Here is a 16897-nt window from a genome sequence, read left to right as displayed (position 1 = left end):
TCATTACAGTAAGTAATTAAATCTTGAGCTTTTTCAAGTGTATAGCCTTTTTCAGATACAGATTTCACTTTCTTCTCATCAAAATAGTAGCCAGTCAAACCAGTGATTTCTTCTGATAATGTAAGATAGTAACCTGTTTCAATTCCCTCGTCTAGATTTTTGGAAAATGACTTCATCAAGCGTCCGAAGAGAGACTTTTTCGTCTTTTCAACACTGGAATCATTCCCCAAATTGGTTGAAATCAAGCCAGGATGGTAAGAATTGACGGTGATGCTTAAACCTCTTAAAAAGAAGTCTCTTGCCAGATAGCGTGTCATCCAAATAGTGTAGAGTTTGGAATTATTGTAGGCCAAACCAGGATTGTAGTTCGTCTCAAATCCAAAGTCTAAATCCTTAACCTTAGCAAAATGATGCATATAGGAAGAAGTATTAATGACACGGCCGTCAGACGCTTTTTCTAACAAGGGACCTAGCTTAGTTGTTAAAATATAGGGAACCAGAACAGATAACATAAAGGTCAACTCGACATTTTCAGCACTCGCTTTTCGTTCTTTTCCAGCATAAAGGCCTGCATTGTTAAACAAGACATCAATACTTTGAAATTCTCTCTTGATTTCCTCTACAAATCGATAAACATCATCTAATTTTGAAAAATCTGCAAGGTAGCTAGAAACTCTGCCTCTCAAGGAAACGGTCCTAACCTCTTGAAGCGCCAGCTCAAGTTTTTGAGGATTTCGACCATGGAGGATGACATGATGCCCTTCACTAGCCAATTTCTTTGCCAAATGTTTACCGATACCGTCAGTAGCACCTGTAATCAGAATAGTTTTGACCATCTTAGTCCTCCAAGAAAGCAATGACTTTTTTTGAAAACTTCTCTGCATATTGGAAGATCGAACCGTGACCAGCATTTGGATAGATGATCAGCTTACTATTTTCGATTTTTGCATGCATATCGTAAGAATTTTCCGTTGGAACCTGCATATCCTTGTCCCCGTTGACGATTAAGGTTGGTTGGATGATAAATTTTAGGTCGTCTTGCGAATCTTTCCCCCAACGTTTAATAGCTTTGAGTTGAGTTAGGAATCCTGATAGGTTCATATCTTTATCCGCAAATTCCTTTGTTCTCATACCCATTCGTCCTAGGACTTTCAAGGATTCAATTTTCCCTTGATCATCATGATTATAGAAGATATAGCGTTTAGGATCGATGCGCTCGAGTCCAGCTTTAAACATATAACTAAAGGTTTTCCCTGTGACCTTATCGACCTCTTTTCCACCTCGAGGTCCTGTTCCAGCCAAAATCAAACGGTTCACTAGAGTAGGCTTGATTCGGATGATTTCTTGGGCAATCATACCTCCCATAGAAAGGCCAAGAAGATTGATTTTATCGTAACCAAGCGCTTTTACAAAGTCAATTGTCTGCTCAGCCATTCCAGGAATCGTCGAAGCAACTTTGCCCTGACTGGCTCCTACTCCAGGAAGATCGACTACAATGACATGGTGCTTTTCAGCAATCAAGTCTAAGAGTTTAGGATCCCAGTTATCGAGAGTTGCTACCAAATGGACTAGCATCAGAAGAGGTAGTTTTGATTTGCCTTTGCTGAGTTCGCGATAGGCGATTTGGTTTCCTTGGACAGTGATGTATTGATTTTTTGTTGTAATATATGACATGATTTTTTCCTTTTTTATTTCTTAAAGCTGAGGACTGTTTTTCCACGTGAGCGACCATTAGCGACTTTGTCTAAGGCGCTATTTACCTCTTCAAATGGGTAAACTGTATCGATAGATGGTTTGATTTCTAATTTACTAAAGAGGTCAGCTACCTCTTGTAATTGAGTGCCATTGCTTTCTACAAAGATAAAATGGTAGTGAACACCGTATTTGTCAGCCATCTTATCAAATTTGCGACCTGCTAGGCCAAGAATCATCTGTTTCCATTTTGGTAGATTCATGCGTTTGGCAAAGGCACCGTTTGGCATGGCACGAAGGGACACAAGATGACCACCTTTTTTCATAATAGACATTTGTTTTTCAGTTTCAGCCCCGCCAAGAGTATCGAGGACATAATCTACCTCACTAACAGTCTTTGTATAATCCTCTGTTTTGTAATCGATAAATCTATCTGCTCCTAGGTTCAATACACGCTCAGCACTATCTCCAGAACCGTTGGTAATGACTTTCAATCCTTTGGCCTTGGCAATCGGAATGGCCATTCCACCAACTCCTCCAGTACCACCAGAAATAAAGATCGTTTTCCCAGCTTGAGCGCCCATGAGGTCAAGAGCCTGCATGATAGTCAAGGCAGTCAAAGGTACAGTAGCAGCTTCCTCGTCTGATAGATAGTCTGGAACCTTGGCTAAGGCTTGGCTATCGACAGCTACGTATTCTGCAAAGGCTCCGATATGATCAAGTGGCAGACGTCCAAAGACACGGTCTCCTACCTGAAAGTTGTTAACTTTCTTGCCAATGCTTTCAACGATCCCAACGACCTCATTACCTGCAGTTTGAGGAAGTTTGTAAGGAACAATCATCTTAACCTCACCACGAGAGATCATGTTATCGAGAGGATTAACCCCAGCAGCGGTGACTTTGACCAAGACTTGTTTGTCTGTAATACTTGGTTTAGCGATTTCTGTGATGTTCAGTGTGATATTCTTTTTGTTATAAGTAGTGTGTTGTGCGGCTTTCATTGTCTTCTATTTTCTTTTTATTTTATATACCTGTATCTAATACAGGTACATTCTGTTTCCAGTAAAAACTGACTTGCTATCAAATCAGTTTCGGACTTGTTTGGCTTGTTTATATAGATTGTCAATGACATCTTCTAAAGTTTGATTTGCTAATTCCTTCTCTAATTGAGATTCGGCACTAGCGAAAAGCGGTGAAACTGCTCCTTGGATATGTTTTCCAACGGGACAATCGGGATTACTATTTTGATGAACAGGGAATAAACTAATGTGATTGATTTCTTGAGTAGCATAGTAGATCTCTAGTAAAGTCATTTTCTTTGGAGACTTACTGAGTTGATAGCCTGTTTTTCCTTGCTGAGAATGAATCAAATCTGCATTTTTCAATAAGGCAATCACCTTTCGAATGTAACTAGCGTTAGTCCCAACACTAATAGCTAGTGCTTGAGAACTTAATGTTTCCTTGCTTTCACTAATCATGGTTAAGATATGCAAAGCAACTGAGAATTTTGTATCCATCTGAATCCCTCTCTTAATAAACTTGTATCAGATACAAGAACAAGTATATCACAAATAAAATGAAAAGCAAGACTTTTGTTTTAAATTTTAAAAAATTTTGAGTGCAATCAGATTAGAGCTGTCTGGGAAGGGTGTTCATAAAATTATACCGTTGATATCCATTAGTTGACCAAAAGTAGAACAGATACACAAAAAAGCCTAGTAAATCAAGGCTTTTTCCTGTTGTATTTAGATGCCCCCTACAGGGATCGAACCTGTGACCCACGGATTAAGAGTCCGCTGCTCTGCCAGCTGAGCTAAGGAGGCAAAGAAAAAAGCTGTATTGGTGCCGAAACTTCACGGTTTGTATTGAACCCGCGCAATTAAGCAGGTGGGCAACTCGCTCTAACTGAAGCTGTTTCCGTGTGAGACGGCCTACATGCTGTTAGAAGACTTTTGTTTCCCTAATAATACAAAAAATAGTCGGTCAACACTTAAGTGTGAAGTCGTACACCACAGCGTTTCTATGTTTATATGATACCACTTTTTCAAAAAAAATCAAGAGGAAAGTGCAATTTTTTGAAAAGGATTTCAGATTTTTCGCAAACGGTCGATAGCTTCCTTTCTTTGAGCCAAAGCCCGTTCATATTTACCAGTATCTTCTGCTTGGAAATAGTGATGATTTCGGATTTTTTCTGGCAGATAGTCTTGCTTGACCCAATTTCCAGGATAGTTGTGTGGATAGAGATAGTCTTGGGCATTCCCCAGTTCCTTGCTTCCACTGTAGTGCCCATCACGCAGGTGTCGCGGAATAGGTAAGTGCCCTGATGTTTTGAGGTCAGCAAGTGCCTTATCCATAGCTACATAGGCTGAGTTGGATTTCGGAGAAAGGGCTAAATCAATCACGACATTGGCAATGAGAATGCGGGCTTCTGGGAACCCAATCTTCTGGGCAGCATCCAGAGCAGTCACGGTGTGAATCTGGGCTTCAGGATTGGCCAAACCGATATCTTCATAAGCGATAACAGTCAAACGACGAGCGAGACTTGGCAAATCACCAGCCTCAATCAAGCGTGCAGCATAGTGGAGACTGGCATCCACATCTGAGCCACGGATAGACTTTTGCAGGGCTGAGAGAACATCATAGTGTCCATCTCCATCCTTGTCCATAGTGATGTAGCTTCTCTGAAGACTATTTTCCATGATGTCTAGGGTGATATGGCGGATGCCCTTATCATTCTCAGAGGTAGAGAGAACTGCCAAATCCAGTGAGTTAAAGGCAGAGCGCAGGTCTCCGTTTGTAGAAGTTGCGATGAAATCCAGCGCATCCTCATCGAGTTCTACTGGAAAATCAAAACCACGCTCAGGGTTACTTAGAGCTATCTGCAGGGCCTCTTTGACGTCTTGGTTAGACAGAGGTTCCAACTCAAAAATTTGAACACGGCTACGAATGGCAGGAGTGACAGAGAAGAAAGGATTTTCAGTCGTAGCGCCAATCATGATGACCAGTCCACTTTCCAAGAGAGGCAAGAGGAAGTCTTGCTTGGTTTTATCTAGTCTATGAATCTCATCTAGCAATAGGACGAGACCACCAGAAAATTTAGCCTCTTCCGCGATTTCTTGCAGTCGCTTTTTACTATCAACTGTCGCATTGAAAGTTCGAAAGGCATACTTAGTAGTCCCAGCGATGGCTGAGGCAATACTGGTCTTGCCGATTCCTGGAGGTCCGTAGAGAATCATGGAGGACAGACGGTTGGCTTCCACCATGCGGCGGATGATTTTTCCAGGTCCGACCAGATGCTCCTGGCCGATGACCTGGTCGATGGTTTTAGGGCGCATGCGAAGCGCGAGATTGTCTGGCATAGCAGTCCTTTCTAACGTGGATTTTCTGATGTATATGTGGTAAGATGGTAGTATCTATTTTAGCACATTTCCGAGTAATCGGGGCGATTAAAGAGTCGCATAGAAAGAGGACAAAATGGCAACATATGGATTTTTAGATGTTTTAGAGGAAGAGTTGGAGAAGAATTTTCCCTTTGACTTTGAGATTAGTTGGGACAAGCGCAACCACGCGGTTGAAGTGAGTTTTCTGTTGGAAGCGCAAAATGCTGCAGGTGTGGAGATGGTGGGTGAAGATGGAGAGGTTTCATCAGATGACATTCTCTTTGAAGAAGCAGTGCTTTTTTACAATCCAGCCAAATCAACAGTCAATGAGGAAGACTATTTGACTGTCATCCCTTACTTGCCTAAAAAAGGATTTTCTCGCGAATTTTTAGCTTATTTTGCGCTATTCCTTAAAGATACTGCCGAGGTTGGACTAGATGCCCTCATGGACTTTTTGGAAGACCCAGAAGCAGAAGAATTTGTCATGGAATGGAACCAAGAAGTCTTTGAAGAAGGAAAAGTAGGCTTGGAAGAGGGAGAGTTTTATCCTTATCCGAGATACTAGGAGTTTGACATGGAAATAGAGATTTCTGATTTCACAGGCTGTAAGATTGCTTTGTTTTGTGGGGATAAGCTCTTGACTATCTTACGCGATGATAAGGCAAGCATTCCCTGGCCCAATATGTGGGAACTTCCAGGCGGTGGACGTGAAGGTGATGAAAGTCCTTTTGAGTGCGTGGCGCGTGAGGTTTATGAAGAACTGGAAATTCATTTGACTGAGGATTGTCTGCTTTGGAGTAAGGTTTATCCAAGTATGCTTTTTGCGGATAAACAATCTGTATTTCTAGTCGGTCAGTTAACACAGAACCAGTTTGACAGCATCGTATTTGGAGATGAAGGTCAGGCCTATAAACTGATGAACATTGAGGAGTTTTTGAAGTCTAAACAGGCAGTGCCTCAGCTACAGGGGAGATTGAGGGATTATTTGGAGGAAGTAAAATGATTTTTGCGATTGCAACAACCACGTTGAATAAAGAAGTTAAGCGTAAGCTAGAAACTGGACAATACTCTAGGGAAGAAGCTGCATTCATTTACATGGAATATTTAAAGTTAAAGAAGCAGAGAGAAAGTGGTACGAAAGTAGCTGGGATCTCTATGGCTGTTATTTGGGGATTAATGCTTGTTTTACCCTTAATGAGTGGTGAAGGTCTCGTACTGCCCCTTTCAGTACATTTTGTATTTTTGCTACTGCTTGCAGGAATTGTTCTATTTGTTTATTATCTTATGTTTGGTATTTTTAAACAGCAGATTCATAGCGCAATGAAAGAACACTATACAGATGTGATTGAAGAATTTAAGAAGAATAAGGAAAATACAAAATGGAAACATGGCAAGAGTTAAAAGTTACAGTGAAGCGTGAGGGAGAGGAGCTAGTCTCTAATCTCTTGATTGAGCTGGGAGCGCAAGGTGTTGCGATTGAAGACAGTATGGATTATGTGGGGAATGTGGATCGCTTTGGCGAAATTTTCCCAGAGGTCGAGCAACAAGAAGAAATCGTTGTGACCGCCTACTACCCTGATACGGTTGATGTAGCAACGGTTGAGTCAGATTTGCAGGCTCGTCTCGCGGAACTAACTGATTTTATGGACTTGGGAGAGGTCAAGATGGGGACGACTGCCTTGGCTGAGGAAGACTGGGCGGACAACTGGAAGAAATATTATGAACCAGCTCGTATTACTCATGATTTGACCATCGTGCCGTCTTGGACAGACTATGAGGCGACTGCTGGAGAAAAGATTATCAAGCTGGATCCAGGTATGGCTTTTGGTACGGGAACCCATCCAACAACTAAGATGAGCCTTTTTGCTTTGGAGCAGGTCCTTCGTGGTGGCGAAACGGTGCTGGACGTGGGGACTGGTTCAGGAGTTCTTTCTATTGCCAGCTCGCTGCTTGGTGCTAAGGAAATTTTTGCCTATGACCTAGATGATGTGGCAGTTCGAGTCGCTCAGGAAAATATTGAGCTCAACCCTGGTATGGAAAACATCCATGTAGCAGCAGGAGACTTGCTTAAGGGTGTTGAGATTGAGGCAGATGTGATTGTAGCTAATATCTTGGCGGATATCCTCGTTCATCTGACGGATGATGCTTACCGTTTGGTCAAGGATGAAGGCTACCTGATCATGAGTGGGATTATCAAGGACAAGTGGGATATGGTGCGTGAGTCGGCTGAGTCAGCTGGATTTTTCCTTGAAACCCATATGGTTCAAGGGGAATGGAATGCCTGTGTCTTTAAGAAAACCAAGGATATTTCCGGTGTGATTGGAGGCTAGCATGCAACAGTATTTTGTCAAAGGCAGTGCTATCTCTCCTGTCACTATTGAGGACAAGGAGACCAGCAAGCATATGTTTCAGGTTATGCGCTTGAAAGAAGATGATGAGGTTACCTTAGTCTTTGATGATGGGATTAAGCGCTTGGCGCGTGTGCTGGATGTGGAAGCTCGTCAGTTTGAATTGGTAGAAGAACTAGATGACAATGTGGAATTACCAATCCAAGTAACCATTGCATCCGGCTTTCCCAAGGGGGACAAGCTGGAGTTTATCACTCAAAAAGTAACTGAACTGGGTGCAAGCCAGATTTGGGCCTTTCCTGCAGACTGGTCGGTCGCCAAATGGGATGGCAAAAAATTGGGTAAAAAGGTTGAAAAACTAGAAAAAATTGCCCTTGGAGCAGCAGAACAAAGCAAGCGTAATCTAGTACCGAGTGTCACACTTTTCGAGAAAAAAGCAGATTTTCTAGCCCAACTTGACCAGTTTGACTCTATCATAGTAGCCTATGAAGAATCAGCAAAAGAAGGAGAAGCCGCTGCGCTCTTACAAGCGGTTTCTGGTCTTGAAAAAGGAGCCAAATTGCTCTTTATCTTTGGTCCAGAAGGTGGACTCTCACCTGCAGAAATTGAGAGTTTTGAAGCTAAGGGAGCAGTCTTGGCCGGACTTGGTCCTCGTATTTTGCGAGCAGAAACAGCACCACTTTACGCCTTATCAGCCCTTAGTGCTTTATTAGAATTAGAGAAATAAGAGGAAGAAAATGGAACAAAAACACCGTTCAGAATTTTCAGAGAAGGAACTTTGGGATTTAACCGCCCTATACCAAGACCGTGAGGATTTCTTACGTGCAATCGAGAAGGCTCGCGAAGACATCAACCAGTTTAGCCGTGATTACAAGGGCAATCTTCATACTTTTGAGGATTTTGAAAAGGCCTTTGCGGAATTGGAACAAATCTACATCCAGATGAGCCATATTGGTAACTATGGTTTTATGCCGCAGACGACAGACTATAGCAATGACGAATTTGCCAACATTGCCCAAGCTGGCATGGAATTTGAAACAGACGCCAGTGTAGCCTTGACCTTCTTTGACGATGCCTTGGTGGCAGCTGATGATGAAGTCTTAGACCGTTTGGGTAAATTGCCACATTTAACAGCTGCCATTCGTCAGGCCAAAATCAAAAAAGCCCACTATCTAGGGGCTGATGTGGAGAAGGCCTTGACCAATCTCGGTGAAGTTTTCTACAGTCCACAGGATATTTACACTAAGATGCGAGCTGGGGATTTCAAAATGGCTGACTTTGAAGCCCATGGCAAGACTTATAAAAACAGCTTTGTCACCTATGAGAATTTCTACCAAAACCATGAGGATGCTGAGGTTCGTGAGAAATCTTTCCGTTCCTTCTCAGAAGGACTTCGTAAGCACCAAAATACGGCTGCAGCAGCCTATCTAGCCCAAGTCAAGTCTGAAAAACTACTGGCAGATATGAAGGGTTACGACTCAGTCTTTGATTATCTTCTGGCTGAACAAGAAGTGGACCGTGCCATGTTTGACCGCCAGATTGACCTCATCATGAAGGATTTTGCGCCCGTTGCTCAGAGATACCTCAAGCATGTTGCCAAGGTAAATGGTCTTGAAAAGATGACCTTTGCAGACTGGAAATTGGACTTGGACAGCGCCCTTAATCCTCAAGTGACTATTGACGACGCCTATGATTTGGTCATGAAGTCCGTAGAACCTTTGGGACAAGAATATTGTCAGGAAATTGCTCGCTATCAAGAAGAGCGCTGGGTGGACTTTGCTGCTAATAGTGGCAAGGATTCTGGCGGTTATGCAGCGGACCCATATCGCGTGCATCCTTATGTTCTCATGAGCTGGACAGGCCGTTTGAGCGATGTTTATACCTTGATTCATGAAATCGGGCATTCTGGTCAATTCATCTTTTCAGATAATCATCAAAGCTACTTTAATGCCCACATGTCGACCTACTATGTTGAAGCGCCGTCAACTTTCAATGAATTGCTTCTCAGTGATTACTTGGAGCACCAATCTGACGACCCTCGTCAAAAACGCTTCGCTCTGGCTCACCGCTTAACAGACACCTACTTCCATAATTTCATCACCCACCTCTTGGAAGCAGCCTTCCAGCGTAAGGTGTATACATTGATTGAAGAAGGGGAGACATTTGGAGCAAGTAAGCTCAACAGCATTATGAAGGAAGTCTTGACAGACTTCTGGGGAGATGCAATTGAAATTGACGATGATGCAGCTCTGACTTGGATGCGCCAAGCTCACTACTACATGGGCTTGTATAGTTACACCTACTCGGCAGGACTAGTCATTTCGACTGCGGGTTACCTTCATCTGAAACATTCAGAAACTGGAGCTGAAGACTGGCTCAATCTCCTCAAATCAGGTGGTAGCAAGACACCACTTGAGTCAGCCATGATTATCGGAGCAGATATCTCTACAGATAAACCACTCCGTGATACCATCCAATTCTTGTCTGACACAGTTGACCAGATTATCGCCTACAGTGCCCAGTTGGGAGAGTATGGGGAATAGAAAGGTTGTTCTAGAATGATGTTTATGAGTTTGTTAAGCGTCATTCTATTTAGCTTAACTATAGCTATTTTCAAAAATGTCATTGAAGGTTGTGATGTTAAATTTGAACTTGCTGTAGAACTGCTATTGATAGTTATTTGCTTCATTTTCTATCAGATTGTATTTAATTGAGAGAGCAAGCTATAAAGAAAATTGAATCAATTTATGGCTAGAGAAGATTATTTGTAAAATATAAATAATATGATTTGTATAGATAAGGTAAATATTTTAAAGAAAGGGTGATTTTATGAAAAAGGAACAAGTGTTGATTGGTTTGGGCGTTGCAACTGCAATGGTAACTGCTTTTAATGGTTATGCACAAGCTGATGAGGTTGTAAATAAACATTTGACTAAGTCAACTGTTAACCAATCAGAAACTAAAAAGGATGCTGATGTTTCAGAATCTGATGTAAAAAATGCGGAAATAAAACTGAATCAAACAATTGAGGAAGAAAAAAATGCTCAGAAGCTTGTTGATAAAATGCAACAAGAGCATGCATCTGTTGTAACAAATAAGAACAAATCAGACGATGCTTTGAAACAAGCACAAGAATTTGCTAAACAAGCTAGTCCTGAAAAAATTAAAAATGCAGAAAAGGATCTTGTTGCTAAACAAGTAACTGTCAAGATAACTGAAGATCGGTTGGCAGGGGCAAAAAAAGATGAGAAACAAGCCCAAGCAAGTGTTGAGAAACAAGAAACAGTTGTTAATAAGGCAAAAACTCAAGTTAATCAAAGAGCAGTTGATGTAAAACAAGCACAAAATAAAGTAACAGAAGCAGAGAAAGCTTTTGATTGGAATACACTACGCGAGATTCAACAAGAAACTGATAAATTGAATGCGAAAGTGAAAGAGAACCAAAATAAAGTAAGTTCTTTAACTAATTCAGTATCAAAAGCAGAGCAAGAACGAAAAGCGCTTATAGAAAGAGGAAATAAGACACGTTCTACTCTTGAAAAGAATTTAAAATCGGCTGGGGATGAGTTCCATACAGTAACTGTTTCTCATGAGATTAAATCAAATTCTGTTAGTGAAAGTGAGTCTAAGACTCCTCCACTTGATGAAAAAACTTTCGTAGGAAGAGATGGTAAGACCAATTATGTTGCTGCGAACGAAGATGTGAATTTTAGTGGTGAAAGAACAGAAACAATTGTTGTAAAATCTAAGGATTATATCCATACCCCTCATGTGGTTGATTATAAGAAAGTTTCTGAATACGTTCGTAACTACTTAATCGAGTTGCGGAGAATAAATGGCATTGATATTCCAGTGCCGCCTGTGACTGAAAAGGCTTTGAAATATGGAAAAGCTAGGGCAGATGAAATGGTGGCAAATGATAAACTGTCACATGATACAAAACTAAAAAATCAAGATTTTGGTTTTAAGGATGCAACAGAAAATGCTACAGCTGGTTCAGTTCCAGAAAAGAGTCGATTGAGTGAAAAAGAACTTGCTTATAAAGAGCTTCTATCTTACTTTAATGATTATAGTAATGCATCATTATATGGCGCATCAACTCCGAAAGAAGCAAATACTTTTAACTATGGCCATAGAATTCCCTTGCTTGCTGCATCAGGGACTGGATTTGCTCTTGGAGCATCTTCAAGTAAAAAAACAACTTTTGGAAATTATGGTGTAATGACTTTCATTAGTGAAACAAAAGGTGTTTATGATACATTACCAACAGTGATTAGCCCATCTGAAAAAAGAAGCTATGTTTATAATGGTAAGACCTATTATTATAATCCAAGCAGTTCATATTTTTTAGCCAGAGCAGAAAATAAAGATGGTGATCCAGACCATAGTGAATTTTATTTTAACGGTAAACGTGTAAAATTTTTACCGAAGACAACTTTCCGTTATGTTTGGAATGAAATCACACATCCTAAAAATCCAGCTTATACAAAAGCTAAAGAGGCTCTGGATAGTTTCAATCGAAAACAAAAAAACGAAGAAACTTTAATGAGGGATAAAATTTCATCACTAAACAAAAATCTTACAATTGCTAAAACAACATTGAATACAGATCAAAAAAATCTGGATAAAACTAAAAAACGTCTTGCAAACTTAACAAAACAAAATCAATCCAAGTTAAACGTTTTAAAATCTGCTAAATCTGAGTTGAGCAAACAACAAACAAAGTTAAATCTTGCTAAATCTGAACTTTCGAAGCAAGAATCTCAACTAAATCGATTGAAAGCAATCAAAAATAATAAATCTCATGCTAGTAAGAATGAGGAACAGTCATTAGTCAATGCTAAAAATGATTTGTTGAAGGCGAAACAACATGTCCTTGCTCTCAAAAATGCTCCAAGAAAACTCGAGGAAGCTAAAAAAAGTTTGATGATCTCTAAACAGAAGCTTGAGGAATCTAAAAAAGCACTTGAAAATGCAAATGCTAAACTAAACAATGCAAAAGTTAAAAAGGAAGCTGCTAAGAAAGAATACATCAAAGTATCTGAAGCATTAAAAGTAAGACTTGCTTCCAAAGGAAGTTGGATTCAATCATCTGGTCGTTGGTGGTATAGACATAACAATGGCTCCTATACATCTAATGGATGGGAACTAATCAATGGAAAATGGTATCATTTTGATCGCTCGGGTTGGATGCAGACTGGATGGGTTCAATCAAGTGGATCTTGGTACTACCTTAACAATTCAGGTGCTATGCAGACTGGATGGGCAAAAGTAGGTAATTCATGGTATTATCTCAATGGTTCAGGTGCTATGCAAACTGGATGGTTCAATGTTTCAGGGAAATGGTATTATGCTTACAGTTCTGGTGCTTTAGCAGTCAATACAACTACACCTGATGGATATCATGTCAATTACAATGGGGAATGGATTAAATAGAGAGTTCTGTGCTATTTAAAAAGATTAATACAAACTCCTGTTTTATTCAGTATAGTATAACCATCAAATATAGAGAATTATAACTAATTGCAATACATTAAAAATATACAAATTTTGAAAATAATATTGCAACTGATACGAAATTTCCAAGCAATTTTCTTGAAACACTTTCCCTCTTTTGATAGACTAGTATCTAGTTTTTGAAAAAAGGAGAAAGAAAATGAAAAAATTTGTTGCTGAGTTAATCGGTACGTTCATGCTTGTGTTCATCGGAACAGGAGCTGTTGTTTTTGGAAATGGTCTTGATGGTCTTGGACACCTTGGAATTGCTTTTGCCTTTGGTTTGGCAATCGTAGTCGCAGCTTACTCAATCGGAACTGTTTCAGGCGCTCACTTGAACCCGGCTGTTTCGATTGCTATGTTTGTTAACAAACGTTTGTCATCTTCAGAGCTTGTAAATTACATCCTTGGTCAGGTTGTTGGAGCTTTTATTGCTTCTGGCGCGGTATTCTTCCTCTTGGCTAACTCAGGTATGTCAACTGCTAGTCTTGGTGAAAATGCCTTGGCAAACGGTGTCACTGTCTTTGGTGGTTTCTTGTTTGAAGTCGTCGCAACTTTCTTGTTTGTCTTGGTTATCATGACTGTGACATCAGCAAGCAAGGGAAATGGCGCGATTGCTGGTTTGGTAATCGGTTTGTCCTTGATGGCGATGATTCTTGTGGGATTGAAGATTACTGGGCTTTCAGTAAACCCAGCTCGTAGCTTGGCACCAGCTGTCTTGGTAGGTGGCGCAGCCCTTCAACAAGTTTGGATTTTCATCCTTGCGCCAATCGTTGGTGGAGTTCTTGCAGCCCTCGTTGCAAAAAACTTCCTAGGAACAGAAGAATAATTGAAACTCAAAAAGCCTTGCTCCTCGTTTTGAGGAACAGGGCTTTTTCGTATGAGTTTAACGGTTGTCAATTTTCTCTGGATAAAGATCGTGTTGGAAGAGGCGTTGTTCTGCCAAGCCTTCATACTTAGTTCCAGGCTTACCGTAGTTGTAGTAGGGGTCAATTGAGATGCCACCGCGCGGAGTAAATTTTCCCCAGACTTCTAAATAGCGTGGCTCTAGCAAGTTGACCAAGTCTTTCCCGATGGTGTTGATACAGTTTTCGTGGAAATCTCCGTGATTTCGGTAACTAAAGAGGTAGAGTTTGAGGGATTTTGACTCGACACAGAGCTTGTCAGGGATGTAGGAAATATAGATAGTTGCAAAGTCTGGCTGAGCAGTGATTGGGCAAAGTGAGGTAAATTCAGGGCAGTTAAATTTGATAAAATAGTCATTTTCCACATGACGATTGTCAAAGGATTCGAGGACTTCTGGTTGATATTCGAAAATGTAGTTGGTTTCTTTGTTGCCGAGGAGGCTTAGGTTTTTCATTTCTTCTTGTTGTGACATGATTTTTTCTTTCTAATCTTAAACACCACGTTGGTTGTCGTAGAGGAGGGTATGGAGTTGAGGAAGGACGCGGACATTGCCCCAGCTATCGTCAGCAGCGATGCGTTCCCAGAGTTCTTTGAGACGGTCCAGTTGATCTTGGACAATATTGCCTGTGGCCTTGGGCTCAGGATTTCCAGCCGATAAGAAGAGGACATCTGGTTGGTAGCGTTCTTGAATTCCTTTGGCAAAAGCCAAATCGGCATCGTCAAAGACAGGGATTTTAAAGGTGACCTTGTCTGGATCCAGTTGGGAAACGATAAAGTCCAAGGTCTCAAAGTTGACTTCCATCTTGGATGAAGGAGGTTTGGGACTGAGAGTAACTTGGTCGATGTCTTTCAACCAATTTTGCCAGCGGGAGCCTTGGGTTTCAACAGCCAGAGTGACACCGCGTTCCTTGAGTTTAGTGACGAGTTCAGCCATGTTGGCTGCTAGAATAGCAGGATTTCCCCCAGATAGGGTGACATAGTCGTAGCTCCCTAATTTATCCAAGGCAGCAATGACCTCGTCAGCTGTCATGCGAGTTGGTTTTTCAGAACCATCCCATGTAAAGGCAGAATCGCACCAGTCGCAGTGGTAGTCGCAACCTGCAGTGCGGACAAACATGGTTTTCTGACCGATTGCACGGCCTTCGCCTTGAAAGGTTGGGCCAAAAATTTCCAGAACTGGTAGTTTGAGGACACGTTCCTTAGTCATCTAACCACTCCCGTCTAAACTCTGCAAAGGCAGTCGGAGTCTCATAGAGGCGAACGTATTCCAAACGGAGACCGCGCTCGTCTGGCAACTCTTGACTCATGGTTTGGAAAATCCAGTAAACCATATTTTCAGCAGTCGTGTTCATATAGGGAAGAGTTTCGTTTAGATAGCGATGATCCAAGTGGGGCTCTAAGTAGTTCTTATAGATCGATTTGATGTCTCCGAAATCGTAGGTCATACCGCGTTCATCTAAAAAACTACTGACAGCAATCTGCAGATGATAGGTGTGGCCGTGCAGGGACTTACATTTCCCCTCATAGTGAAAGAGGTGGTGGGCAGCATCGAAGGTAAACTCTTTTGATACCAAGGTTCTGTGAGGATTGTAGACAAGAGACTCCCCGGTTTCCTGTTTGATTTCTTTGGGTGCAAAAAACATCAGGCTTCTCCTTTCTGTGAGAGATAAACATCTAGACCATGTTGCCGTAGGTGGCAGGCTGGGCAATCTCCACAGCCACTTCCGATAATCCCGTTGTAGCAGGTTAAGGTCTTTTCACGAACATAGTCAAAGGCACCGAGTTGGTCGGATAATTCCCAAGTTTCAGCCTTGTCTAGCCACATGAGAGGTGTTTGGATAACAAAGTCGTAATCCATAGCAAGGTTGAGGGTAACATTAAGGGATTTGACAAAGACATCCCGACAATCGGGGTAGCCTGAGAAGTCTGTCTCGCAGACACCTGTCACGATATCTTTAATGCCTCGTTGCTTAGCAAGAACTGCCGCAAAGGACAGAAAGAGGTGGTTGCGACCGTCAACGAAGGTATTGGGCACCTCTCCCTCTTTTTGCTCAATCTCTAGATCAGAAGTCAAGGCATTTTCAGTGATTTGCCCCAGCAGAGACATATCTAGGATATGATGACGAATCCCCTGTTCCTTAGCGATTTCTCTAGCGACTTGAATTTCGAGATGATGGCGTTGACCGTAGGCAAAGGTAACGGCTTCGACCGTTTCATAGTGTTCTTTAGCCCAAAAGAGGCAGGTTGTAGAATCTTGACCGCCACTAAAGACGACCAAGGCTGATTGACGTTTCATAGTACTCCTTCCAAAATGGGAAATGTTCAGAGCACGCAAAAAGCTCCCTTGAGGGAGCTAAAAAATACCAAGTAGAGGTTTTTTTTAGCGATGGCATGTCCCAAACATCGTAATATTCTACTTACAGTCTAGCATATTTTTTGAAAAATGGCAAAGGGCAAGAAAAAAGAGACCAAAGCAAGTACTTGGTCTCTAATGTGATTAGCTCAATTCAGCAACGATGGCCTTGATTTGTTCTGCTGTGTGAACACCAGCAACTTGTTTCACTACTTGGCCGTCTTTTTTGAAGAGAAGAGTTGGGATAGACATGATTCCAAAGGCACGAGCTGTGTTTGGATTTTCATCAACGTCCATTTTAACGATTTTCAAAACATCTTCTGAAAGTTCTTCAGACAATTTGTCCAAGATTGGACCTTGCATACGACATGGACCACACCAAGTTGCCCAAAAGTCTACCAAGACCAAACCGTCTTTTGTTTCTTGTTCGAATGTTGCATCTGTAATTGCTTTTGCCATTGTATTTCTCCTTTTTTAGTTATATTGGCTTAAATCTTGTTTCTTGAGATAGAAGAAGATATCTCCATAAGTCCCATGGTAGTCCAAATCATGACCGTTGTATGTTAATTTTTGGACAGGGTAGTAGTCTGCGACGCCGATAAGGCAAGCTTGTTGTGAACGATCAAAGTCTTCATAAGAATCGAAGGTTACAGTTCTTTCATTCTTGCTAGCATCTAGATAGGTAATTTCAATCATTTTAAAACTCCTTTGTTTAATGATGA

18 protein-coding genes, 1 tRNA gene and 1 pseudogene are annotated in these 16897 nt (G+C 41.4%); 8 read left to right on the top strand and 12 right to left on the bottom strand.

The annotated features are described in order from the left end of the window. The 6 genes from LG372_RS08465 to LG372_RS08440 form a co-directional block, all read right to left on the bottom strand. The coding region (locus tag LG372_RS08465) for an SDR family NAD(P)-dependent oxidoreductase (RefSeq protein ID WP_225742594.1) at window positions 1-836 on the bottom strand (836 nt) is incomplete at its 3' end. A 1-nt stretch (window position 837) separates the two neighbouring features. Then, a complete protein-coding gene (locus LG372_RS08460) occupies window positions 838-1674 on the bottom strand; it encodes an alpha/beta fold hydrolase (RefSeq protein ID WP_225742593.1) in 837 nt (278 codons plus the stop codon). 14 nt (window positions 1675-1688) lie between these two features. Then, window positions 1689-2693 carry an NADP-dependent oxidoreductase gene (locus tag LG372_RS08455; protein ID WP_225742592.1) on the bottom strand — a complete coding sequence of 335 codons (1005 nt, stop codon included), beginning with the start codon at window positions 2691-2693 and terminating at the stop codon, window positions 1689-1691. Window positions 2694-2777: 84 nt separating this feature from the next. Next, window positions 2778-3209 (bottom strand): Rrf2 family transcriptional regulator, encoded by a 432-nt coding sequence (locus tag LG372_RS08450; protein ID WP_000379854.1) that lies wholly within the window; start codon window positions 3207-3209, stop codon window positions 2778-2780. Between the two features lie 233 nt (window positions 3210-3442). Then, window positions 3443-3515, bottom strand: a tRNA-Lys gene (locus tag LG372_RS08445). A 264-nt stretch (window positions 3516-3779) separates the two neighbouring features. Next, window positions 3780-5051, bottom strand: a complete 1272-nt coding sequence (locus LG372_RS08440) for a replication-associated recombination protein A (protein ID WP_225742591.1) — start codon at window positions 5049-5051, stop codon at window positions 3780-3782. Window positions 5052-5166: 115 nt separating this feature from the next. Between LG372_RS08440 and LG372_RS08435 the strand changes: the two genes are divergently transcribed. The 8 genes and pseudogenes from LG372_RS08435 to LG372_RS08400 all read left to right on the top strand — a co-directional run bounded on the left by LG372_RS08435 (window position 5167) and on the right by LG372_RS08400 (window position 13745). Beyond that, window positions 5167-5637 carry a DUF3013 family protein gene (locus tag LG372_RS08435; protein ID WP_045605868.1) on the top strand — a complete coding sequence of 157 codons (471 nt, stop codon included), beginning with the start codon at window positions 5167-5169 and terminating at the stop codon, window positions 5635-5637. A 9-nt stretch (window positions 5638-5646) separates the two neighbouring features. Next, window positions 5647-6075 (top strand): NUDIX hydrolase, encoded by a 429-nt coding sequence (locus tag LG372_RS08430; RefSeq protein WP_225742590.1) that lies wholly within the window; start codon window positions 5647-5649, stop codon window positions 6073-6075. Then, complete coding sequence (locus LG372_RS08425) at window positions 6072-6473, top strand: hypothetical protein (RefSeq protein WP_033687242.1); 402 nt, start codon at window positions 6072-6074, stop codon at window positions 6471-6473. Before LG372_RS08430 ends, LG372_RS08425 begins: the two co-directional genes overlap by 4 nt. Continuing rightward, window positions 6452-7402, top strand: coding sequence for a 50S ribosomal protein L11 methyltransferase (gene prmA, locus LG372_RS08420; RefSeq protein ID WP_025171391.1), 951 nt, complete (start codon window positions 6452-6454; stop codon window positions 7400-7402). The genes LG372_RS08425 and prmA overlap by 22 nt, the downstream gene beginning before the upstream one ends. 1 nt (window position 7403) lies before the next feature. Continuing rightward, complete coding sequence (locus LG372_RS08415; protein WP_225742589.1) at window positions 7404-8147, top strand: 16S rRNA (uracil(1498)-N(3))-methyltransferase; 744 nt, start codon at window positions 7404-7406, stop codon at window positions 8145-8147. Between the two features lie 10 nt (window positions 8148-8157). After that, window positions 8158-9963, top strand: a complete 1806-nt coding sequence (gene pepF, locus LG372_RS08410) for an oligoendopeptidase F (RefSeq protein ID WP_225742588.1) — start codon at window positions 8158-8160, stop codon at window positions 9961-9963. 2542 nt (window positions 9964-12505) lie between these two features. After that, window positions 12506-12856: pseudogene (locus LG372_RS09805) on the top strand (N-acetylmuramoyl-L-alanine amidase family protein); the annotation flags it as partial. A 220-nt stretch (window positions 12857-13076) separates the two neighbouring features. Beyond that, window positions 13077-13745, top strand: a complete 669-nt coding sequence (locus tag LG372_RS08400) for an MIP/aquaporin family protein (protein ID WP_125852017.1) — start codon at window positions 13077-13079, stop codon at window positions 13743-13745. Window positions 13746-13802: 57 nt separating this feature from the next. On the opposite strand, the gene queF is transcribed toward LG372_RS08400, so the two are convergent. The 6 genes from queF to LG372_RS08370 all read right to left on the bottom strand — a co-directional run bounded on the left by queF (window position 13803) and on the right by LG372_RS08370 (window position 16871). Then, window positions 13803-14294, bottom strand: a complete 492-nt coding sequence (gene queF / locus LG372_RS08395; RefSeq protein WP_042750612.1) for a preQ(1) synthase — start codon at window positions 14292-14294, stop codon at window positions 13803-13805. A gap of 18 nt (window positions 14295-14312) precedes the next feature. Further along, window positions 14313-15029, bottom strand: a complete 717-nt coding sequence (gene queE, locus LG372_RS08390; RefSeq protein ID WP_225742587.1) for a 7-carboxy-7-deazaguanine synthase QueE — start codon at window positions 15027-15029, stop codon at window positions 14313-14315. Continuing rightward, window positions 15022-15465 (bottom strand): 6-carboxytetrahydropterin synthase QueD, encoded by a 444-nt coding sequence (queD, locus tag LG372_RS08385; protein ID WP_225742586.1) that lies wholly within the window; start codon window positions 15463-15465, stop codon window positions 15022-15024. Before queD ends, queE begins: the two co-directional genes overlap by 8 nt. Next, window positions 15465-16118, bottom strand: a complete 654-nt coding sequence (queC, locus tag LG372_RS08380) for a 7-cyano-7-deazaguanine synthase QueC (protein WP_049546548.1) — start codon at window positions 16116-16118, stop codon at window positions 15465-15467. The genes queD and queC overlap by 1 nt, the downstream gene beginning before the upstream one ends. A gap of 201 nt (window positions 16119-16319) precedes the next feature. Further along, the gene (gene trxA, locus LG372_RS08375; protein ID WP_001029581.1) at window positions 16320-16634 is read right to left on the bottom strand and encodes a thioredoxin; all 315 of its coding nucleotides are present in this window, start codon (window positions 16632-16634) and stop codon (window positions 16320-16322) included. Window positions 16635-16649: 15 nt separating this feature from the next. Beyond that, entirely contained in the window at window positions 16650-16871 is a 222-nt protein-coding gene (locus LG372_RS08370) for a DUF4649 family protein (RefSeq protein ID WP_000570249.1), read from the bottom strand. Window positions 16872-16897: the final 26 nt, after the last annotated feature.

Origin of the sequence: Streptococcus sp. Marseille-Q5112 (assembly GCF_916700555.1) — a bacterium.
Lineage (GTDB): Bacteria > Bacillota > Bacilli > Lactobacillales > Streptococcaceae > Streptococcus > Streptococcus symci.
Note: the sequence above shows the minus strand (reverse complement) of the source record. Positions and strands in the feature narration are given on the sequence as shown.